Source organism: Novosphingobium sp. GV079, from assembly GCF_003058045.1.
Lineage (GTDB): Bacteria > Pseudomonadota > Alphaproteobacteria > Sphingomonadales > Sphingomonadaceae > Novosphingobium > Novosphingobium capsulatum.
Map to the genome: position 1 here is coordinate 84,922 of NZ_QBUE01000015.1, position 21,205 is coordinate 106,126.

The 21,205-nt window shown below is 66.2% G+C and carries 21 protein-coding genes; 11 read left to right on the plus strand and 10 right to left on the minus strand.

Annotation, left to right across the window (positions count from 1 at the left end; translation table 11 throughout):
- Window positions 1–4: 4 nt before the first annotated feature.
- Together C8K14_RS17280 and C8K14_RS17285 are read right to left on the minus strand one after the other, a co-directional pair.
- A complete protein-coding gene (locus tag C8K14_RS17280) occupies window positions 5–1,534 on the minus strand; it encodes a glycosyltransferase family 39 protein (protein WP_158271945.1) in 1,530 nt (509 codons plus the stop codon).
- A gap of 19 nt (window positions 1,535–1,553) precedes the next feature.
- Window positions 1,554–1,934, minus strand: coding sequence for a glyoxalase/bleomycin resistance/extradiol dioxygenase family protein (locus C8K14_RS17285; protein WP_107717898.1), 381 nt, complete (start codon window positions 1,932–1,934; stop codon window positions 1,554–1,556).
- Window positions 1,935–2,209: 275 nt separating this feature from the next.
- Here C8K14_RS17285 and C8K14_RS17290 point away from each other — a divergent pair, with 275 nt between their 5' ends.
- Window positions 2,210–3,106 (plus strand): helix-turn-helix domain-containing protein, encoded by an 897-nt coding sequence (locus C8K14_RS17290; RefSeq protein ID WP_107717900.1) that lies wholly within the window; start codon window positions 2,210–2,212, stop codon window positions 3,104–3,106.
- Window positions 3,107–3,156: 50 nt separating this feature from the next.
- Here C8K14_RS17290 and C8K14_RS17295 read toward each other — a convergent pair whose 3' ends face one another.
- Window positions 3,157–5,589, minus strand: a complete 2,433-nt coding sequence (locus C8K14_RS17295; protein ID WP_158271946.1) for a TonB-dependent receptor — start codon at window positions 5,587–5,589, stop codon at window positions 3,157–3,159.
- A gap of 284 nt (window positions 5,590–5,873) precedes the next feature.
- On the opposite strand from C8K14_RS17295, the gene C8K14_RS22470 reads away from it, so the two are divergent.
- A complete protein-coding gene (locus C8K14_RS22470) occupies window positions 5,874–7,229 on the plus strand; it encodes an amidohydrolase family protein (RefSeq protein ID WP_158271947.1) in 1,356 nt (451 codons plus the stop codon).
- Here the strand turns inward: C8K14_RS22470 and C8K14_RS17310 are convergent.
- The 7 genes from C8K14_RS17310 to C8K14_RS17340 are packed head-to-tail and all read right to left on the minus strand — an operon-like array spanning window position 7,226 to window position 12,807.
- Entirely contained in the window at window positions 7,226–7,876 is a 651-nt protein-coding gene (locus C8K14_RS17310; RefSeq protein WP_022678211.1) for a TetR/AcrR family transcriptional regulator, read from the minus strand. The two genes, C8K14_RS22470 and C8K14_RS17310, sit on opposite strands and share 4 nt — an antisense overlap.
- A gap of 53 nt (window positions 7,877–7,929) precedes the next feature.
- Window positions 7,930–8,607, minus strand: a complete 678-nt coding sequence (locus C8K14_RS17315; RefSeq protein WP_062784838.1) for an arylsulfatase — start codon at window positions 8,605–8,607, stop codon at window positions 7,930–7,932.
- Window positions 8,604–9,368: an alpha/beta fold hydrolase gene (locus C8K14_RS17320; RefSeq protein WP_022678213.1), complete on the minus strand. Its 765-nt coding sequence runs from the start codon at window positions 9,366–9,368 to the stop codon at window positions 8,604–8,606. The genes C8K14_RS17315 and C8K14_RS17320 overlap by 4 nt, the downstream gene beginning before the upstream one ends.
- Window positions 9,365–10,192, minus strand: coding sequence for a 2,3-dihydroxyphenylpropionate 1,2-dioxygenase (locus C8K14_RS17325; RefSeq protein WP_107717905.1), 828 nt, complete (start codon window positions 10,190–10,192; stop codon window positions 9,365–9,367). The genes C8K14_RS17320 and C8K14_RS17325 overlap by 4 nt, the downstream gene beginning before the upstream one ends.
- Window positions 10,185–10,490, minus strand: coding sequence for a subunit of meta cleavage enzyme (locus tag C8K14_RS17330; RefSeq protein WP_107717907.1), 306 nt, complete (start codon window positions 10,488–10,490; stop codon window positions 10,185–10,187). Before C8K14_RS17330 ends, C8K14_RS17325 begins: the two co-directional genes overlap by 8 nt.
- A complete protein-coding gene (locus C8K14_RS17335) occupies window positions 10,487–11,647 on the minus strand; it encodes a S9 family peptidase (protein WP_051146480.1) in 1,161 nt (386 codons plus the stop codon). The genes C8K14_RS17330 and C8K14_RS17335 overlap by 4 nt, the downstream gene beginning before the upstream one ends.
- Window positions 11,648–11,694: 47 nt before the next feature.
- Window positions 11,695–12,807 carry an FAD-dependent oxidoreductase gene (locus C8K14_RS17340; protein WP_107717908.1) on the minus strand — a complete coding sequence of 371 codons (1,113 nt, stop codon included), beginning with the start codon at window positions 12,805–12,807 and terminating at the stop codon, window positions 11,695–11,697.
- A 287-nt stretch (window positions 12,808–13,094) separates the two neighbouring features.
- Here C8K14_RS17340 and C8K14_RS17345 point away from each other — a divergent pair, with 287 nt between their 5' ends.
- The 9 genes from C8K14_RS17345 to pcaF are packed head-to-tail and all read left to right on the plus strand — an operon-like array spanning window position 13,095 to window position 21,084.
- The gene (locus C8K14_RS17345) at window positions 13,095–13,604 is read left to right on the plus strand and encodes a hypothetical protein (protein ID WP_062784844.1); all 510 of its coding nucleotides are present in this window, start codon (window positions 13,095–13,097) and stop codon (window positions 13,602–13,604) included.
- A 39-nt stretch (window positions 13,605–13,643) separates the two neighbouring features.
- A complete protein-coding gene (locus C8K14_RS17350) occupies window positions 13,644–14,672 on the plus strand; it encodes a hydroxyquinol 1,2-dioxygenase (protein WP_107717910.1) in 1,029 nt (342 codons plus the stop codon).
- Between the two features lie 2 nt (window positions 14,673–14,674).
- Window positions 14,675–16,165: an aldehyde dehydrogenase family protein gene (locus tag C8K14_RS17355; RefSeq protein ID WP_107717912.1), complete on the plus strand. Its 1,491-nt coding sequence runs from the start codon at window positions 14,675–14,677 to the stop codon at window positions 16,163–16,165.
- A gap of 7 nt (window positions 16,166–16,172) precedes the next feature.
- Window positions 16,173–17,252 (plus strand): maleylacetate reductase, encoded by a 1,080-nt coding sequence (locus tag C8K14_RS17360; RefSeq protein ID WP_107717914.1) that lies wholly within the window; start codon window positions 16,173–16,175, stop codon window positions 17,250–17,252.
- A complete protein-coding gene (locus tag C8K14_RS17365; RefSeq protein ID WP_107717916.1) occupies window positions 17,249–18,097 on the plus strand; it encodes a dioxygenase in 849 nt (282 codons plus the stop codon). The genes C8K14_RS17360 and C8K14_RS17365 overlap by 4 nt, the downstream gene beginning before the upstream one ends.
- Window positions 18,090–18,467 carry a Rieske 2Fe-2S domain-containing protein gene (locus C8K14_RS17370; RefSeq protein ID WP_158271948.1) on the plus strand — a complete coding sequence of 126 codons (378 nt, stop codon included), beginning with the start codon at window positions 18,090–18,092 and terminating at the stop codon, window positions 18,465–18,467. The genes C8K14_RS17365 and C8K14_RS17370 overlap by 8 nt, the downstream gene beginning before the upstream one ends.
- Before the next feature lie 42 nt (window positions 18,468–18,509).
- The gene (locus tag C8K14_RS17375; RefSeq protein WP_107717920.1) at window positions 18,510–19,223 is read left to right on the plus strand and encodes a CoA transferase subunit A; all 714 of its coding nucleotides are present in this window, start codon (window positions 18,510–18,512) and stop codon (window positions 19,221–19,223) included.
- On the plus strand, window positions 19,220–19,882 hold the full coding sequence (locus tag C8K14_RS17380; RefSeq protein ID WP_107717922.1) for a 3-oxoacid CoA-transferase subunit B: 663 nt from the start codon (window positions 19,220–19,222) through the stop codon (window positions 19,880–19,882). The genes C8K14_RS17375 and C8K14_RS17380 overlap by 4 nt, the downstream gene beginning before the upstream one ends.
- Window positions 19,882–21,084 carry a 3-oxoadipyl-CoA thiolase gene (pcaF, locus tag C8K14_RS17385; RefSeq protein ID WP_107717924.1) on the plus strand — a complete coding sequence of 401 codons (1,203 nt, stop codon included), beginning with the start codon at window positions 19,882–19,884 and terminating at the stop codon, window positions 21,082–21,084. The genes C8K14_RS17380 and pcaF overlap by 1 nt, the downstream gene beginning before the upstream one ends.
- Window positions 21,085–21,205: the final 121 nt, after the last annotated feature.

Here is a 21,205-nt window from a genome sequence, read left to right on the forward strand (position 1 = left end):
GCCGTCAGGAGAAGTTCTTGAGATCCGGCCACATCTCGGTCAGCGATGGCTGCACGTTTTCGCACAGGGCGATCACCTTACCGTTTTCATATGCCATGGCATAGCGCGACCAGGTTTGGCCGAGCAGCGTGACCTTGCGGCAATAGGGCTGCATGGCGGCCAGGTCATCCTGCACCGACAGCACGTGGATGGGATGCTGTCCGCGCAGGCCCCAGAGGTAATACTGGTTGTGCCCGCTCAACGCTGGCGGCAGGTCGTGGCCGTAGAGATCGAGCGCGGCCGCTTCGCCATAGTTGTCCACCTTGATGGCCGTGACCGCGCGCTCCGGCGCCGGGATGCGGGCCCAGGCTGCATCGACCTGCCGCGCGAAATCGCGCCAGCCCAACTGGTCTGCCATGCTCTGTGGCAAGGCTGTGCCGGCAAAGCTGCGCTCTTGCTGCTGCGGCGCCAGCCCGGTTGCCCGCACATAGCGTTCCAACGCGGCTGGTGACAGGATCGGCAGGGCGACCGGCGCGGCCAGGGCGGCGACAATGACGGCTGCTACGGCGATCGCCGCCACACCCACTTTGACCGGCATGCTTTTAACCCAGGGTGCCAGCGCCGTCGCGCCGATCACGAACAAGGTGGGGTAGAGCGGCGCCAGATAATAGTCCTTGCCGTGACCAAGGCGCACGATGACGATCACCACGACGGCGCCGATCACCAGGAAACGAAGATCGGCCAGGCGCCTTGCCAGGAACGGCGCCGCCAGGCCCGCCATCCACAGCGGCGCGAACGCCGGGTTCATCACCAGCACCTGGTTGACGAGGAACGGCATGGCATCGACCGCCGCGTTCTTGCCCTTGGCCGCTGCTGCCAATTCCAGGAACGGAAAGCCGTGGGCATATTGCCAGAGGAAAGACGGCACCGCGATGATGGCGGCAATCGCCACGCCGCCCCACAAGGCCGGCCGCCGCAGCAGCACGCGGCCCGGCGTGACGAGCAGGCCGGCGGTCAGGCCGACCATCCAGAACAGCATGGCATACTTGATCTCGAGCGTGAGCCCGACCAGCAGCCCCGCCCCCAGCAACGCGCGATCATCCCCCTCGCGACCGGCTTTGACCAGCAGATAGGCAAGCGCCGTCCAGGCCAGCGGCTCGAACGCGGAGGTGTTGAGCGTGGCAACGATGCCCATGAGCATGGGCGCGAGGGCGCAGGCCAGGCCGGCCATCGCTTGTGCCAGCCTCCCCCCGCCCAGCAGCCGCGCGAAGCGCATCGCCAGCCATACCAGCGCCCCGCCCGCCAGCGCCGTCGGCACACGCAAGCCAAAGGCGCCCCATCCCAGCTTGAACAGGCCAGCGGCGAGCAAGGGCACGCCGGGCGGCTGATCGACATAGCCGAACGCCGGGTGCTGCCCGCAGACGATGAAGTAGAGTTCGTCGCGGAACAGGTCGTACCGCCCGGCAAACAGCAGGTGGAATGCAGCAACGGCAAGGCCCGCGACCAGCGCCAGGCGCTGGTCCGGGCACTTGGCGCTGGAAACAGGCACGGTCATCGATCCATTCCTGCGGGCATCAGTTCGAGGGCTCGCCCACGTCGATGCGGTTTCCATCCGGATCGGCGAACACGAAGGCGCGCTGGCCATAGTCCTTGTCGGCCAGGCGTTTGATGATCCGCACGCCTTTGCTTTCGCAGATGGCATAAAGTGCCGCCACGTCGCTGACGTAGATATGCATGACGTTGGTGGTCGACGGCTTGTGACCGGGCGTGCGGCTCAGGTGAATTTCCGCGCGCCCCTTCTTGAGGACCATGAAGCCGACCGGAGACCCGTTCTCGAATATTTTCTCAAAGCCGAGCACGCCCACGTAAAAGTCGTGCGCGGCGTGAATGTCCCGCACGCTGATTCCGGGTGCGGCGCGTCCGAACGTGATGTCTGCGATTCCAGGTTCCGCCATCGTCTTGTCCTTGCCAGGCAGGGGCGGCGGTGCGCGTGCCGATTGCGGAGCGGTGTCCTTGGCGCGGTGTTGAACACCGGCCGATTATCCATGTCAACCAATGGGCTGATCGGCCGGGCAAAGCTGCCGGCGGTCGGGCATGGCTGCCACGGCACCGCGAGTCCGCCAGGTGGCCATGGCATCGTCCATCAAGCCGCGACTGTACAATCGTACGGTTTTTCGCTACGCCGCGTGCGGGACCGGAAAAACCGGCAGGCCGGGAGAGAGGATTGGCTATGCGTATCGGCACCGAATCGGGACTTACAGCCGCAGACACTCACGGCATTCTGCTGCGGCCGGAACACGAGGTCTTGCAGTCGAGCGACTCGCTGGAATGGCAGTCGTTCTATGCCTCGCACCAGCGCGAGGCCCCCTATGCCGACACGTTCGGCGGAAATGACCATCATCTCATCATCGTGCATCTCAATGGCCCGGTGCGCATCCGGCGCGAACTGAGCGGCGAACGGCGCGAGGCGCGGATCGGCACCGGTGGGCTGTTTATCCTGCCGGCGCAGCGCGACTTCGGCGTGGCGCTCATGTCACCGCTGGAGACGGTGCACCTCTACGTCCATCGCAAGCTGATCGCGGCGACAGTGCGCGAACTGTGCGACGACGCGCTGGAATCGGTGGAGTTCCTGCCGCGCATGGGAGAGCACGATCCGCTGCTCGAACAACTGGCGCGGCTGGCCTGCACGATGATCAAGGAGCGGCAATCCGATCTGTTTGCCGACAGCGTCGCCCGCCTCATCGCCGCGCAACTGGTTCGCCATCATGCTCTGGCAAAACGGGTGGAACTGCCGCGGATCACCGGGCTCCAGCCGAGCCAGATCGCCCGGGTGCGCGCTCTGGTTGCAGAGAAGATGGAAGCGCCGATCAGCGTGGACGATCTTGCCCGTGCGGCCAATTTGAGCCCGATCCATTTCGCGCGCCAGTTCAAGCGCTCAACCGGGCGGGCGCCCTATCAGTACATCATCGAGCAGCGGGTGGAGCGTGCGCGCGACCTGCTGCGCGGCGATCTACCGATTGCCGAGATCGCCGTGCGGTGCGGCTTCACGCACCAGGAACACCTTACCCGGATCTTTGGCCGGACGACGGGCGTTACCCCGGCCGCCTATCGCCGTTCGCTTCGCTGAGCGGTGGCCACTGGGCCCCGGGACGCCCATCCCGGGGCTCAGCACCGCCATCAATACTTGATCGCGAAGCGGAAGCCATAGAGGCGCGGTGCGCCGGGCGAACCGGCGAACAAGTTGGCATTGGCGTTATAGACGATATCGCCCCACGGACGCTGGTTGCCGATGTTGTTGACGAACAGTGTCGCCGACCATTTATCGTCTTCGCCCGAATACGTGGCCGAGGCCTGGCCGGTCCAATAGGCCGCCTGCTGTTCGATATCGAGCAGTTCGAACCCGACATAGCTGGACGACTGGTAGCGGGCGTCACCTTGCAGCACGATCTTCGCGGTGCCGATGGGAATGGTCTGGCGCACGCCGAAGTTCATCGTCCATTCCGGCGAACGCAACGCGCGCAGGCCCGAACAATCCACCACCGAGGAGGCAGAGCCCGGCGCCGGGGCCGTCACCGCGCAGCGGGTAGGCGGCGGCGCGGGCGTCGAATAGCGGAAATCGGTGTATTTCGCATTGAGATACTGGATGTTGGCAGTGAGCAGCGTGTTGCGCGCAGCCAGGAACTGTGCCTCTCCCTCGGCGCCATAGTTGCGCGAGTTGCCGATGTTTTCGGTAAAGAAGGCCGAAGCACCGTTCGAATCGACGCCAAGATGGGCGATCTGCTGGTTCTTGTAGCGCCAATAGAAGGCTTCGAGATTGAGCTGGAGGCGATTATCGAAAAAGCGGTTCTTTGATCCGATCGTGTAGGCCTGGATCGTTTCGGGGCGGTATTGCTGCCGGGTGGGATCGACGGCGAAGGAGAACCCGCCACCGCGATAGCCGGTTTCGACCGAGGCATAGAGCAGCGAGTGCGGACCCACGTCATATTCCGCACCGGCCCGCCAGGTTGCGCGGCTGTTCTTCTGCTCCATGTTGAGCACCGCGCGGTTGTTGCCCAGGATGCTGGTGGGCGCGGACGGATCAGCATAGATGCTGCTGAATGCCGGAACCGGGCTTGGCAGCGGGCCCACCAGGCCAAGGCTGGAGATCAGCCCGGCCGGGGTCTGCGTATAGGGCAACACCAGGCCACCCGGGCAGCTGGCCGCAACACAGACCGCCACCAGCGTCTGCGACGCGCCGTCGACGGTCTTGCGATCGCTGGTATAGCGCAGCCCGCCGCTCAGGCGGAACCTGTCGGTAAAGGCCAGCGTCACCCGGCCGAACGCGGCATAGGATGTCGTATCGAGCGCGCCACCCAGATAGTTGGTCAGCGTTTGCTGGGCGAACACGTCGGCGGTTTGCGATTCCTCGCGATAGTAGAACGCGCCGAGCAGGTAGCGGAAGAAGCCGGTATCGGGCGAAGCGAAGCGCGCTTCCACGCTCTTCTGGGTGGTCTTCTCGTCGAACAGGCTGATGAACGAGGTAACCGCGTTAAGCGCGTGCACATCGGCACGGCGATAAGCGGGAATCACGGTCAGCGTGCCGGCAGCGGTAGTCCAGCTCAGCTCGGCATTGACGCCCCAGAACGTGCTGTTCTGCCCTGGATAGGGGGCGAGCGGCTGAAGCGTGCGACCGATCTGGAAGCTGACCTGCTGCGGGAACAGCGCCTGCACCTGCGGATCGTACAACCCGGTGCCGCGATCGGTGGGTGCCGGCGTGATTGCCTCGGTCACAGGATTGCGCACGCCAACCAGGGCCGCGCTGCCACCCACGCCGCCAGCCTTGTAATAATCGGCAGCGATGCGGATCGAGAAATCGCTCGTCGGGCGGAACAGCAATTGGGCACGGGCACCCTTGCCGTCCTCGTCATTGGTACCATCGCTCAAATAGCCATCATGCTTGCTGTAGATGCCGGCAATACGCAGCGCGGCCTTGTCAGACAGCACCAGATTGACATCGCCTTGCAGCACCACCGTGTTGTAGTTGCCGAGCGTGGCGGAGAAATCGCCGGAATTGCCGTCCAGTTTCGGGCGCGCCGGCAAGATGTTGATCGCGCCACCGGTGGCGTTGCGGCCATAGAGCGTGCCCTGCGGGCCCTTGAGCACTTCGACCCGTTCGACATCGTAGAACACGCCGGTGGTAGCGCTCGGCCGGCCGACATAAACGCCGTCATAGTTGAACGCGATCGCCGGATCGCTGAACGAATTGACCGCGAACGTGCCCACGCCGCGCAAGTAGAACAGGTTGGACGAGCCGCTGGAGGCGACCTGCAAGGCGGGCACCAGCGTCGTCAGCTGCGAGGACTGGGTGACATTGAGCCGGGCAAGTGCGTCAGACGATACCACGCTGACCGCGATCGCGGCGCGCTGGAGGTTTTCCGAGCGACGTTGCGCGGTAACCACGATGTCCTTGAGGCCTTGCTCGCTCGCGTCGCTCTGCGCGCCGCTGGCGGCCTCTGCGGGCTCCGCAGCAGGCGCCTGGGGCGCGGCGGCCGATGCGGTCTGCGCGGCAGCGGGCATCGCGCACAGCGCGAGCGCCAACGGTGCAGTCGACAGGAAATAGCGTGGGTTCAAGGCATCCTCCCATTTGCGTTGTTTGCTGTGTCCCTTGCGCTGGCTGGTCCGGCGCAGGGCACATGCGGTTGATGCTGGTCTAGGCAGGCCCTTTGCCGGAATCCTGCATGATGCAGCACGGCCGATGCATGAAAACGGCACGCGCAGTTCCCCGGTCGTTTCCGTGCAGGCAAATGCCCGGAACATGCAGGAACTTCCCTGTCGTCGGGGAGAATGCCAAGGATGGCGCAAAGACCGGGCCGCAGCGCATGCTGCAGAGCGCGGGATGGTTAGGAGAGATGCGAGTGAATAACGACCAGGCCGTGGCAACCGATCTTCCCCGCGGTGCATATCTGATCCGCGGCGCCCGCATCCTCACCATGGACCCCGCAATAGGCGACCTTGCCCGCGGCGATGTGCTGGTGCGCGGCGGCGCCATTGTCGCCGTGGCCGAGGAGTTGCCAGCCGACGATGCCGAAGTGATCGATGCTGCCGGCATGATCCTGATGCCCGGCTTCATCGAGACGCACTGGCACATGTGGAACAGCATCTGGCGCGGTTTGTCGCATGATGCGCCCGGCTATTTCGCGCTGCACCGCCTTGCCGGGAGCTACAACGCCGAGGATCACTATGCCGCCATCCGCTATGCCGCGACCGAGGCGATCAATGCTGGCGTCACCACTTGCCACAACTGGTCCAATGCGCTGCGCAATACCGAAGACGCGCTGGCGCAGGCGCAGGCCCTGGCAGACAGCGGCATCCGCGCGCGCTTCGGGTATGGCCATCTGCCGCATCCTGGCTCCACCGCCGTCGACGATGGCGAAATTGTCCCCATGCTCGACTGGCTCGGCCAGCATGGCGACGAGCGGATCGATCTGGGCGTCGTCATCCACACCACGCAGCACTTCGTCACCGAAGTGGAAGCGGCGCGGCGCCACGGGCTCAAATCGATCGCCCCGCATGCCGACCTGTCGCAGGTTCTGCACCTTTTGGGGCCAGAGTTCATCTTTACCCATGGGCCCGGCACGCCGGACCAGCTGCTCCAGCTTTTGGCGGCGCGCGGCGTCAAGATTTCCCTCTGCCCTTCTACCGACACGATAATTGGTGCGGGCTTGCCGCCGCTGATCCGCTTCCTTGAAAACGGCGTGCCGTTCCACGACATCGGCTTCAGCGTCGATGTAACGGCGCAGACCTGCGTGGATCCGTTTGCCGCGATGCGCACGATCATGGCATCTGCGCGAATCGCCCAGCAGCGCGGCGCCTCGTTCACCGAGATCATTATGCGGCCCGGCAACCCGGCAGATCCCACCAATGGCCTGACCATGCCGCGCCAGATGCTGCAGCTCGCGACGCTGAACGGTGCGCGGGTGCTGGGGCTTGAAGACACGACCGGATCGATCGCGCCCGGCAAGCGCGCCGACCTGATCCTGGTGCGCACCAGCGACCTCAACATGATCGCGGTGGACGATAGCAACGCCACCTTCCAGCTGGTCCAGCACGGCCAGCCAGCGAACGTTGACACCGTCATGGTCGACGGCCGCTTCCTCAAGCGCGCAGGCCAGCTGCTGGGTATCGATGTGGCCGCCGTCGGCAAGGCCGCCGCGCGATCACACGATGCGATCCGCCGCCGCGCCCAGGTCGGCTGCGACGCGACGCTTTAGGCGGCGTGGGGATCAGTTCCCGCCGGCTCCGCCAGGGCGCGGATGCCGGCGGCGGCGAAACGGACGATCGGATCGAAGCTCGCCACGACATCGCTGCTGGACAGGCGCCCGTGGGTCAGCCGGTCGAGCAGCCGGGTGTCGGCAAACATGCTCACCATGCCGCCCAGCAGCAGGACATAGCCACGTGCGGCCAGATCGGGCGTGAGGCGCGGCTCCACCACCTGGATGCGGGCGATCATTTCTTCGGCCACCCCACCGAAGATCGCCGCGGCAACCGGTGTCCACCGCGCGTCCTGGGTCATCATCGCGTGCAGGCGGGCATAGGAGCGCCAGCCTTCGTCGCCCTCGGCGATCCGTTCGACATAGGGACGCAGAAAGGCCGCCAGCAGTGCTTCCAGGTCTGGCTTGTCCAGCGCGTCGAGCGCAGCGAGGCGTGCCGTATTGATGATATCGGCGCGCCGTTCCAGCACGGCGGCGAACAGCTGATCCTTGGCGGGGAAGTGGTGGGTCAGCAGGCCGAGCCCGACCGGCCCGCGTTCGGCGATCATCCGCATCGAGACCCCGTCGAAGCCATGCACGGCAAACAGCGCTTCTGCTGCGTCGAGGATGATCTCGCGCTTGGTCTTCTTCTGCGTACGTCCCGTCACGCTCGTTTCGTCCCCCGTGCAGCGCGGCGCTTCGACAGGGCCGCGCGGCGGCGTTAGCGGATCGCGCCGCGATTCTCGACGCAAGCCTCGTGAAAAATTGCCGCGCGAATGCCCTCTACCGCACATTGCGGCGTGGTCAGCACAGTTCGGCCGGCTTGCGGCGCGATCGCGGCTGCAGCGCGGGCCAGGCTGAACTGCGCCAATGCCACCACGCTGCAATCCTCGGGCAGAGTGGCAGCGACCGCTGCAACAATCGCATCGTGCCGCGCGGCATCGCCGCTTTGCAGCGCGTCGAGCGCACCGGGACAATGTACCGGCAGCACCCGGTCGGGATCGGGGAATTCGGGCAGCATCGAAGGCAGCGTCGGTGCAAAGCTCGCCAGCAGCGCGATGCGCCCTGCCCCCGCCGCCGCGACGGCCCGTGCGATCATCGCCGTATTGGGCTTGTGCACCGGCAGCGGCGCCAGATCGGCGGCAACGGCGTCGATCGCCGGCCCAAAGGCAGAGCAGGTGAACAGAATGCCATCGGCCCCTGCCCCTGCCGCATAGCGGCCCAGCGTGCGGAACCGCGCAACGATCGCGTCGGTAAGCGCGCCAGCCTCGGCCAAGTCGCGCGACAGGCTGTCGTCGAGCAGGTTGGCCAGGCGCGCCTGTGGCCAATGCTCGGCAAAGGCGGCGTTGATCGGCGCGATCGAGGCTTCCAGCGCATGAATCAGTGTAATCGCGGTCATTGCCCCTCCACGAAACGCGCGATCGTTTCGCCAAATGCACCTGGCGCCTCGACATTGGCGAGGTGCGCGGCCGGCAAAGTGGCAAACCGCGCGGTCGGGATATGCGCGGCGAAGTCTTGCATCATCGCGGGCGCCGCTGCCTTGTCCTCGGCACCAGCGAGCACCAGGCATGGCATCGCGAGTTTTGGCAGCAAGGCCATGTGATCGAGCGTGGCGATGATCCGCGCTGCCGCAACAAAGCCGGCGGCGGGCGTCTGGCGGATCATGCCGCGCACCCCGTCAAGCGTCTGCGGCGAGGCAGCAGCGAAATCGGGCGTGAACCAGCGGTCGAGGCTGGTTTCGACCTGCGTCTCGATCCCCTCGCGCTCCACCATCGCGATCCGCTCATGCCACATCGCGGCGACGGGCGGGGGCGTGCGCGCGGCACAGCAGGCCAGCACCAGGCGCTCCACCCGGGCAGCATGGCGCAGCGCCACCTGCATCGCCACCATCGCGCCAAACGACATGCCGACCAGGCTGAACCGATCGATGCCATGGGTTGAGAGCGTCTCGGCAACCGCATCGGCATAGTCGGCAAAGCCAGCGCCTTCGGGCAGCAATGCACTGGCGCCATGGCCCGGCAGGTCCACCCGCACCACGCGAAACCGCTGGGAAAGCTGCTCCACCTGCGGGCGCCACAATGCGGCGGAGGTGGCGATGGCATGTAGGAAGACGAGCGGCGGCGCGCCGGCGGGGCCGTCGATATGGATTGCAAGCGTCATGCCATCATGCTCCAGCGGCCCAGCCCGATCCCGGTATACCAGTCGGTGATGCAGTCATAGTGATAGGTTTCGAACGGCGCGCCTTCCGCAATGCCCTGGGCGACCAGCCAGTTGCGCACTTCTTCCGCGCCATTGCCGGCTGTGTCGACCGTCGCTTCCGCAAAGTCGGCAGCCGCATCCAGCCCGCCAGCTTCCAACTGCTGGAGAAAGCCACGGTCGAACGCCTCGTCGAGCTGGCCCATGCGCGGCGTGCCAACATCGTGGCTCAGCCCGCCGGTGGCGAGCACAGCCACGCGCGCGGCGCCCATATAGCCCCTGATAGCCTGCCCCAGTGCCCGGCCGAACGCCACGCAGCGCCGCATCGCCGGCATCGGCGGCTGCACCGTGTTGACCAGGATCGGCACTACCGGGATGGCCCCCGCAATCCCGGCCAGATCGAGCGGGGTCATCATGCCGTGGTCAAGCGTCAGTTCCATCGACAGCGCCGGGTCAAAGCCCGCCGCCATCACCGACTGGAGCAGATGCGCGGCAAGCGCGGCATCGCCCGGCAATTGCTGCCTCGGGATCTTGAGCCAACCCTCCACCGGGCTGGGGTAGGATCGCGCCACGCCGATGCAGAAAGGCGGCAGGTTATCGAGAAAGAAATTGTGCAGGTGATCATCGGAAACCAGGACCAGCGCGTCGGGCTGCATCGCCGCGATCTCTTGTCCCACCCGCGTGAACTGGCGAAAGGCGGCCTCGCGCCGCGCGGGCGCGGGCGCATCGGGCATATTGGTCATCACGGGGGTGTGGCTCACGGCATAAATGCCGGTAATCTCAGCCATGGGTCGCATCTCCTACGGCGCGCAGGGCAGCCAGATAGTCGGCTTCGGGAACCCGCAGTTGCAGGCAATAGGCGCGCAGCAGATAGGGGTTGGCGCCCAGCAAATAGAGCCCGCCGATGTCGGTGGCGTCGAGCGCGGCGCGGGCCGCATCAGACAGCGGTTCGTCCGCGATGTAGCGCGCCGGATTGTCGAAGAAGCGGGTTTCCTCCGCGCGGTCATGCTGGACGCGATAGAGGATGCGGTTGATCGCATAGGCCTCTTCGGTGGGCATGTCCTGCACCCAGTTGCGCGCGGTCATGCCGATGCTCCCGCACCTACGGCGCCGACGAGCCAGTCGACGATGGTCGGCAGCGTTTGCGGGGTGATGCCCATGTGGCCGCCGGGGAACATGCGCACTGCCTTGGGGCTGCCGTGGCCGACCAGAAGATCGATATCGGCCACCGGGCACTGGCTGTCGCCACGCCCATTGACCAGCAGCAGCGGTGCCGAAGGGCGATCGAGCAGGCCTTGCTCAAGCAGCGAGAGCTGGGCAAAGCCCTGGATATAGCCCTCCCAGCTATCGACGCCGAGCATGCGCATCCGCGTCTCGACCAGTTCCATCAGATAGCTGTCAGGATGGCGCGAGCGTTCGATCCATTCGCGCTGGAACATGAAGTGCGCGCCGCCACCCCAGTTCACCGCGCCGGCCACGCGGTCAGGGACGACATGGGCGAGCTTGGTCGCCCAATAGCCGCCGAACGAGCGCCCGAGCAGGCCGACCTTGGCGCCATCGAGATCCGGCTGCGCCGCTGCCCAGTCGAACACGGGGAGGAACTGACGCTCGGCATCGGCGGTGCCCTTTACGGGCGATTCGCCGGTGCCTGGCCCATCCATCGCGATGGTGGCGATACCGCGGGCCAGCAGCAGGTCGCACGCCGCGGTCATCTGTTCCTTCCACGCGTCCACCCCGCCCCACATCACCACGACACGGGGGCGAGCAACGCCCTGGGGCCGGCGGTAGTAGAACACGACCTCGCCGCCTTCACCGGCATGGCCGTCAAACGGCACCACCACGCGGGCCAGCGGCGGCGACATCAGCGCGCCGGCGGCCAGATAGGCATCCCGCTCGCGCGCGGCACAGGCAAGCTTGTCGGGATGGTTGGGGCACGGAAAACGGCCGAGGAAAAAGAAACCGTGCGCCCGCAGATACTCCTTGCGCCGCAGCGCCGGATCGCTTTCCGTCTCGGCGCGCTGCCACGCCTTTTCGCCAGCGTCACGCCAGGCCGCTGCCCAGTTCACCGGATCGAGCCCCTGGAGCGTTGTGAGGACGGCAGCGGTATCGTCGGCGGCCAGGTTGTTCATCGGGTGGATCGCCTTGCCCGTGCGATCGAGCATCCACGCCTTGGCTTCGTCCAGGGTACGCGGCCGCCCGGTGTCGGGGGTGGCGGGCGGCAATTGGGGTTCGGTGTCGAACATCGCTATCTCCTGCTGCTGCTGCTGCGCGCGCAGCGCATGCAAAGGCATCAAATGGGCTGGGCGAGCATGGCGAGTGTCTCGCCGACGATCCGGGTCTGCTCGGCGGGCGGCGCGCCGGCGCGCTCGAGACGACCGATTTCCATCGAGTTGCGCACGACCAGCTGGCAGCGCGCCGTGCGCCGCTCGGCAAAGCGGGCGAGCACTTCGGGCAGGTCGTCACCGCGGGCCAGTTCCTCGCCAAGCACGATGGCATCCTCCACCGCCATGCCAGCGCCAGACGCGAGATGGGGCGTAGTGGGATGCGCGGCATCACCGATCAACAGCACGCGCCCGACATGCCAGGGTGGCGGCAGCAGGAACGCCTCGAGCGGCCGCATCACGATCTGCGAGCGGGGGCCAAGGCCCTCGCGCAGCGCCCGCAACGGGCCGCCGTATCCATCCAGAAGATCACGCAAGCCGAGGTACAGTTCCTCATCTGGCACCACGCTGCGGCGCGGACAGGTTTCGAGCAGGAACATGTACAAGCTGTCGCGCGACACGGGCGACAGCCCCACCTTGACCGGCCCGCCCAGGAAGAAATGGCGGCGGTCGATCTCTGCCGGGCGATCGGCGAACAGCCGCCAGATCGTTTGCCCGGTATATTCGGGCTGAGGCGCATCTGGCAGGATCAGGCTGCGGGTGCGCGAAAACACGCCGTCGGCCCCCAGCACCAGATCATAGCTGGCACGGCCGCCATCGCTGAACACGACATCGACCTGGTCATCCCGCTGATGCAGCGCGTCGACGGTCAGCCCCAGCCGTACAGTGGCGCCCGATGCGCGGGTCTTTTCCGAGAGGATGCGGTGCAGCGTCGGCCGCATGATCCCGCCGCTGCCGGGCATGCCGGCCGGATCGGGCACGTCGCCCACCTGCTGCCCCTCGATCGTGCAGACCCGGATGCCGTTGCCGGAAAAGCCGTCGCGCAGCACGTCGTCCAGAATGCCCAGTTGATCAAAGGCGCGCAGCGTCGGGCTGGTGATGGTGATGCCGGCGCCATAGACGCGCCAGGCTGGGTCGATGTCGATCAGGTCCACCGCCACACCCAGGCGCCGCAGCACGAGGGCCGAGGACATACCCCCGATTCCGCCGCCGATGATCAGGGCCGAGCGCACGCTGGTCATGCCCGCACCCGCGCGATGCTTGCCGCGCCCATCCTCACGATCATGTCTCTCTCTCCGCTCCTTGAAGGTCGTTTCGCCATTTCGATTAGCGACGAACCGTACGATCGTACAGCCCCCCGGAACGGGCGTGCCTGCGCTTTCGGGCGAATCTGTGCAAGCCGTGCCGAAGCACGCTGGAATCGTGCAGGAAGACAGGCCGCCACGCTCCTAGCCTGCCCTCGACCAAGCCACTGTCCCGTCAGGGTTGGAGCGCGAACACGCGCCGTGGCACGCTCAGGAGATTGGAAATGTCCGACGTCATCACCCGCTTTGGTTCGCTGGATGATTACGAGAAGGGCGGCGTCGAGATCATCAACGACGATCCCCGCAACTATGTGTTTTCCAACGTCTTCGAGGTGGCAAAGACCAACGCGCCCTATGCCCGTGTCGCTGTGGGCATCAACTTTGAATATGTCATCGAAGCTGCCCGCGCCGAAGGCACCTCACCCTGGTACACCTGTGCGCACGACGAGTTTGTCCTGTGCATGGATGGCGATGTCGAAGTCCACCTCGTCAAGCTCGCCCGTCCGGATGATCATGTCGATCCCGAGCATGAGGGCGCGGTGCAACTGGCCGACGCCATGCCCGAAGGCCGCAAGATGGGCCGCCTCGTGCTCGGGCGCGGCCACCAGGGACTGCTGCCGGTGGGGGCGGCCTATCGCTTCCATGCCGAAAAACCCGCCGTCATCCTGGTGCAGACGATCCTTGGCGACGTGACCGTCCAGAAATGGGCGGAGATCTGCCAGACCACGGCCTGATCGCGCCGCGCCTTTCCCGACCCTTTCAGGAGAAATTCCATGGCCATGTCGCTATCGCTCGACGCCCAGGCTGCGCCCACCACCAGCACCGCCAGCACCGACACCGAAACGCTGGAAATCAGCAACCAGACCGGGTTCCGCGCCTTCCGCGCCGGCGGCTTCCACTTCAAGCGTGACGAGTATTTCGCCCACCTCTCGTGGCCGGGCGGAACCCACATCATCCCGATCGACGTGTTCCTGCGGGCAATGATGCGCGATGTCGCCTGGGGCTTCTTCTATGGCGTGGTGAACTTCGACGCGGTGTTCGGCACCATCAACCACTATGGCGAAGTGACGATGTTCGCCGGGCGCTTCAACGATGCCTACCGCAGCGCCGGCCGCGACTATTCCGAGCGTTTCCAGTCGGCCGCGCTGATGGCGACGTTCAAGGAACTGCTCTCTGACTGGACGGTGGCGGGCTATGACCCGTTTGCCGCGCCGATGGAAACCGGCGTTCCCTGGGGTGTGAAGCAGGGAGCCAACGATGCCGCCATCACCCGCCAGCGCGTGACGGCGCACCGCATGGTCGGCCTGCCCGGCGACACGCCGCTGCGCACCGATACCGCCGGCTTCCCGGTAAACCGCCAGTTCGCCGATGTGCCGCAAGACCAGCCGGTGGTCGAGGCTGAGCCCGGTTTCGAGCACGAGGTGAGCGCCTATAACCTGTTTGGTTACCTGTCCCGCTCTGACGTGACCTGGAACCCCAGTGTCTGCTCGGTGGTGGGCGATAGCCTGTTCTGCCCCACGTCGGAGGAGTTCATCCTGCCGGTCGAACATGGCAACGATCGCTGCGAGTGGTTCCTGCAGCTTTCCGACGAGATCACCTGGGACGTGAAGGACAAGGAAACCGGCAAGCCGCGCGCCCGCGTGCTGGCCCGTGCCGGCGACATCTGCTGCATGCCTGCCGATATCCGCCACCAGGGCTATTCGACCAAGCGCTCGATGCTGCTCGTCTGGGAAAACGGCGCCGCCAAGATCCCGCAGATGATTGCCGAGGGCACCGCCCCCGTCACGCCGGTGCAGTTCTGACCATGGCACGGATCGATCCCCTTCCCGCTTTCCCGACCAAGCTGCTGATCGACGGAAAATGGTGCGATGGTGCCGATGGCGGCACGATCACCGTGGCCAATCCCTTTGACGGCGAGACCCTCGCCGAAGTCGCCATCGCCACGGCCGCCGATGTAGATCGCGCGGTCGAGGCGGCCGCGCGCGCCTTCCCGGCCTGGCGGGCGCTGGCTGCACACGATCGCGGGCGCCTGCTGCTCAAGCTGGCCGACGCGATCGAGGCAGATACTGCCAACCTTGCGCGGCTCGAAGCGCTCGATACCGGCCACCCGATCCGCGATTGCCTGTCGCTCGACGTGCCGCGCACGGTGCTGTGCTTCCGATATTTCGGCGGCATGGCAGACAAGCTGGAAGGCTCTGTCGTGCCGGTCGATGCGGGCTTCCTCAACTATGTCGAGCGCGAACCGATCGGCGTGGTCGGCGCGATCGTGCCGTGGAACTTCCCGTTGATGTTCACCAGTTGGAAGCTGGGCCCCGCACTCGCGGCGGGCAACACGGTGGTGATCAAGCCGTCGGAAATCACGCCGCTGTCCACCTTGCGGATTGGCGAGCTGATGCAGCAGGTCGGCTTTCCGGACGGCGTGATCAACATCGTCACCGGCTACGGCCACGACGCGGGCCAGCGCATTGCCGAACATCCCGGCATCGGCAAGGTCGCGTTCACGGGCTCTACCGCCACCGGTCGGCGGATCGTCGAGGCATCGGCCACCAACCTCAAGAAGGTGCAGCTGGAACTGGGCGGCAAGGGACCGAACATCGTCTTCGCCGATGCCAATCTGCCGGCGGCAGTGGGTGGATCGGCCTTTGCGATCTTCCACAATCAGGGCCAGGCCTGCATCGCCGGATCGCGGCTGATCCTGCACGAAGCCATCGCCGACGCTTTCCTTGAAAAGTTCGTGGCGCTCGCCCGCTCGATCCGGCTGGGCGATCCACTCGATCCGCAGACGGAAATGGGGCCGCTTACCTCGCGGCTGCACCAAGAGCGTGTGCTGTCTTTCGTCGAGGTCGCGCGCGAACAGGGCGGCGACGTGCTGACCGGCGGCCGCGCGCCTGTCGATGCAGCGCTGGCGGCGGGCTGCTTTGTGGAGCCGACCATCGTGCGCGCCCAGCCCGATCACCGGGTGGCGCAGGAGGAAGTGTTCGGTCCTTTCGTCACCGTGCTGACCTTCCGCACCGACGAGGAGGCGCTGGCGATCGCCAACGGCACCGAATATGGCCTCGGCGCCGGGCTGTGGACGCAGGACATCACCCGCGCGCACCGCTTCGCCAAGCAGATTCACGCCGGCATGGTGTGGATCAACAGCTACAAGCGGGTCCATCCGGGCTCACCCTTCGGCGGCGTCGGCCGTTCTGGCTATGGCCGTGAAATGGGTTTCGAGGCGATGCGCGAATACACCGTGGCCAAGTCGGTGTGGGTCAATGTCGACGCGCAAATTCCGCCCTTCTACCGGCGCTGAGCCAAGGATGCGGCACTTCACCTATCAGGGCCTGCCAACGCAGGTCACCTTCGGAACCGGCACCGTGGCTTCGCTGCCCACGGTGCTGGCGCAGCAAGGCGCGCGTCGCGCCGTGCTGCTGTCCACCCCGCAACAGGCAGAGCAGGCACGCGCGGCAACCCGGTCGCTTGGCAACACGATCGTCGCCACGTTCACCGAGGCGACGATGCACACCCCGGTCGAAGTCACGGCCCGCGCCGCAGCGGAATTGGCGGCATGCGGCGCCGATGGCGTGGTCGCGTTCGGCGGCGGCTCCACCATCGGCCTGGGCAAGGCGCTGGCCGTGCGGACCGGCGTGCGCCACATCGCCGTGCCCACCACCTATGCCGGATCGGAAATGACACCGATCCTGGGTGAGACCGCAGGAGGCCGCAAGACCACCCGCCGGGCGCCGGAAATCCTGCCGGACGCCGTGGTCTATGACGTGGACCTGACGCTGGGCCTGCCGCCGGGCATCTCGGGCACCAGCGGCATCAATGCCATCGCCCATGCGGTCGAGGGGCTCTATGCCCGCGATACCAACCCAGTGATGCAGTTGGTCGCGCAGGAAGGCATCCGCGCGCTGGCGTCAGCACTGCCGCGCGTCGTTGCGGACGGGGCCGACGTGGCGGCGCGTAGCCAGGCGCTCTATGGTGCATGGCTGTGCGGCATGGTGCTCGGTTCGGTCGGCATGGCGCTGCACCACAAGCTGTGCCACACGCTCGGCGGCAGTTTCGATCTGCCCCATGCCGAAACCCACGCCATCGTGTTGCCCCACGCGCTCGCCTACAACGCGCCGGCGATCTCCGAAGCGATGGCGATGCTCCGCTCTGCCCTGGGTGACGACGATCCGGCTGCGGCGCTCCATCGGCTGGCTCGGCAAGTTGGCGCACCGTGCGCGCTGCGCGATCTGGGCATGCCCGAATCCGGCATCGACGTGGCAACCGACCAGGCGCTCGAAAACGCCTATTGGAACCCGCGCCCCTTGGAGCGCGCAGGGGTCCGCGACCTGATCGCCCGCGCCTGGGCCGGCGATCCACCCGCTGCAAGCGAAAGCGAGTCCGCATGAGCACGCCCGACTTTGCCGCCATTACCACGGCCGCGATCGACCGCATGGCCGAGGCACCAAATGCCCGGTTGCGGCAGATCCTTGCCGTGGTGCTGCGCCACCTGCACGACGCCATCCGGGAAACGCGCCTTACCGAGGCCGAATGGGAAGCGGCAATCGCGTTTCTCACCCGCACCGGGCAGATGTGCACCGCCGAGCGGCAGGAATTCATCCTGCTTTCGGACGTGCTTGGCGTCTCGATGCTGGTCGATGCGCTCAATCATGCTGCTGGCGAGGGCGTGAGCGAGTCCACCGTCTTTGGCCCGTTCTATGCCGGCCGCCAGCCGGTGCTTGCCGCCGGGGCTTCGATCCTCAAGCGCCCGGAAGAAGGCACGCCGCTGCACATGCGCGGGATGGTATCCACGGTACGCGGCGCACCCCTCGCCGGTGCGCTGGTAGAGGTGTGGCAGACCGCACCAAACGGGCAATACGACGTGCAGGACCCGCAGCAGCCTGCCGGACACCTGCGAGCCAGCTTTGAAACTGCCGCAGACGGCAGCTTTGCCTTCGCCACGATCGTGCCGGTCAGCTACCCCATCCCCGACGATGGCCCGGTCGGCGCGCTGCTTGAGGCGCTCGGCCGCCATCCGAACCGACCGGCCCACATCCACTTCATGATCACGGCACCAGGCTATCGTCGCCTCGTCACGCATCTGTTCATCGAGGGTGACCCATATCTGGCAAGCGACGCGGTCTTCGGCGTGAAGCAATCGCTGATCGTGCGGCCCCAGGCACAGGCCGATGGCAGCCTCGGGATCGACTATGCCTTCACCCTGGCCGACGCGCCCGCGGGGCACGATGGATGATCCAGGCCTGTGGCGATACCGCCCCAATGCCCCGGCGCCCGGAACCCTGCTTGGCCCCATCGCGGACATTCCGGTTGGCACTGCCAGGGAATATCGCTTTGGCCGTGGCCGCAGCGCTTTCTCGATGTTCGTGGTCCACATCCCGGATGGCGGCGTGCGCGCCTATCTCAACCTCTGCCCGCACTATTCGCTGCCGCTCAACCACGCGCCAGACGAATTCATGCAGAGCGGCGCCATCCTGTGCAGCCAGCATTTTGCGCTGTTCCGCGCGGATACCGGCGCCTGTTTCTCGGGCGCCTGCGAGGGTCGGTCGCTCACCGCCATTCCCGTCGGCGTCTCGGGCCAGGGGCTGCTGACGATTGCCGACTGACACGCATCTGGGCGGCGCACGGTCTGCACCGCTGGAGGAACCATGAAGAACAAGCTCTACAATAGCCCCGCCGACGCGCTGGACGGCCTGTTGTTCGACGGCATGACGATCATGTCCGGCGGCTTTGGCCTGTCGGGCAACCCGGAAAGCCTGATCCCGGAAATCCGCGCACGCGGCGTTCGCGGCCTTACGGTCATCTCGAACAATGCCGGTGCCGACGGGTTTGGCCTGTGGATGCTGCTGGAAAGCCGGCAGGTGAAGAAGATGATCTCGTCCTATGTCGGCGAGAACAAGCTGTTCGAGCAGCAATACCTCTCCGGCGAGCTGGAACTGGAACTCACGCCGCAAGGCACGCTGGCCGAGCGCATCCGCGCGGGCGGCGCGGGCATTCCCGCGTTCTATACCAAGACCGGAGTGGGGACGGTCGTGGCTGAGGGCAAGCCGATCGAAACCTTCGACGGCGTGGAATATGTCCGCGAAACATGGCTGCGTGCCGATCTGGCGATCATCAAGGCATGGAAGGCCGATCCCGAAGGAAACCTGATGTTCCGCAAAACCGCGCGCAACTTCAATCCCAACATGGCGACGGCGGGCAAGGTCACGGTCGTCGAAGTGGAAGAGATCGTCGCGGCCGGCGCGCTCGACCCGGACTGCATTCACACGCCCGGCATCTATGTCGACCGGATCGTCCGGTCGACGATCAACGAGAAGCGCATCGAAAAGCTGACCACCCGCGCGCCGGAGATTGTGGCATGAGCTGGACCCGCGACGAAATGGCGGCCCACGTAGCCCGCGAGTTGCAGGATGGATACTATGTCAATCTTGGCATCGGCATTCCGACGCTGGTGGCAAACCATGTTCCCCCCGGCATCGACGTGACGCTGCAATCGGAAAACGGCCTGCTTGGCATCGGGCCGTTTCCCTATCCCGGCGAAGCCGATCCCGATCTCATCAACGCCGGCAAGCAGACCGTCACCACCCTGCCCACGTCCAGCTTCTTTTCCAGCGCAGACAGCTTTGCGATGATCCGCAGCGGCCGGATCGACATGGCCGTTCTGGGCGCGATGGAAGTCAGCGAAGGCGGCGACATCGCCAACTGGACCATCCCGGGCAAGATGGTGAAGGGCATGGGCGGGGCAATGGACCTCGTCGCGGGCGTGCGCCGCATCGTCGTGGTGATGGAGCACACCAGCAAAAGCGGCGGGCACAAGATCCTGCCGGCCTGCACGCTGCCACTGACCGGCCGGGCCTGCGTCGATCTGATCGTCACCGATCTCTGCGTGCTCGCCTGCGCCAAGCCGGGCCTGCGCCTGGTCGAATGTGCGCCTGGCGTGACGGTGGAGGAAATTCGGGCAAAAACCGGCGCCAGTTTCTCGGTCGCGCTGTCTTCTCCGTCCTCAAGCCAGGATCTCTGATGCGCCACGCCTTTATCTGCGACGCTATCCGCACCCCGATCGGCAGGCTGAACGGTGCGCTCTCCACCATCCGCGCTGACGATCTCGCCGCCATTCCGCTGCGCGCGCTTGGCGAGCGCAACGGCGGGGTGGACTGGGAAGCCATCGACGACGTGCTGTTTGGCTGTGCCAACCAGGCGGGCGAAGACAACCGCAACGTCGCGCGCATGGCGGTGCTGCTGGCAGGCCTGCCCGAAGCGGTGCCCGGGGCCACCGTCAACCGGCTGTGCGGCTCTGGTCTCAACGCCGTCGGTATGGCCGCCCAGGCGATCCGCGCCGGCGATGCCGAGTTGATCATTGCAGGGGGCGTCGAAAGCATGACCCGCGCCCCGTTTGTGCTGGGCAAGGCAGCCACCCCCTTCGACCGCGGGCAGAAGATCGAGGACACCACCCTGGGTTGGCGCTTCATCAACCCGCTGCTCCGCGCGGCCTATGGCGTGGACACGATGCCGCAGACCGGCGAAAATGTGGCGGACGAGTGGCAGATCACGCGCGAGGAACAGGACGCTTTCGCGCTCGCCAGCCAGGACAAAGCCGCAGCAGCGATCGTCAGCGGCCGAATGGCGGTGGAAATCGTGCCGGTCGGCATTCCCCAGCCCAAGGGCGAGCCCACGATTTTCGCGCGCGATGAGCACCCCCGCGCCACCAGCCTGGAAGCGCTTGCCAAGCTCCGGCCGGTCGTCCGCCCCGACGGGACGGTAACCGCCGGCAATGCCTCGGGCCTCAACGATGGCGCGGCGGCCATGCTGGTTGCCAGCGAAGCGGCCGCCCGCACCCACGGCCTGACGCCCCGCGCCCGGATACTTGGCATGGCCGCAACGGGCATTGCCCCGCGCGTGATGGGCGCAGGCCCGATCGAGGCGGCCCGCAAATTGTGCCGGATCACCGGGATCGGGCTCGAACAGGTCGACGTGATCGAGTTGAACGAAGCCTTCGCCAGCCAGGCGATCGCCACGCTCAGGTCCCTTGGCATCCGTGCCGACGATCCGCGCGTCAACCGCAATGGCGGCGCCATCTCGCTGGGTCATCCGCTGGGCATGTCTGGCGCGCGGATCGTCATGACCGCCATCGAGGAACTGCACCACAGCGGCGGCCGCTATGCGCTGGCATTCATGTGCGTCGGGGTCGGCCAGGGCATCGCGCTGATGCTCGAAAAGGTCTGACGGCGGCGGGGGCCCACCCCATTCGGACAGGTCTTGTAAGGCGCACGAACGGAGGTGCCGCGCAGCGCTGTAAGGGAAGCCCCTTGACCCCCAATCCCAAAACCCCGATTGGACCCCACAA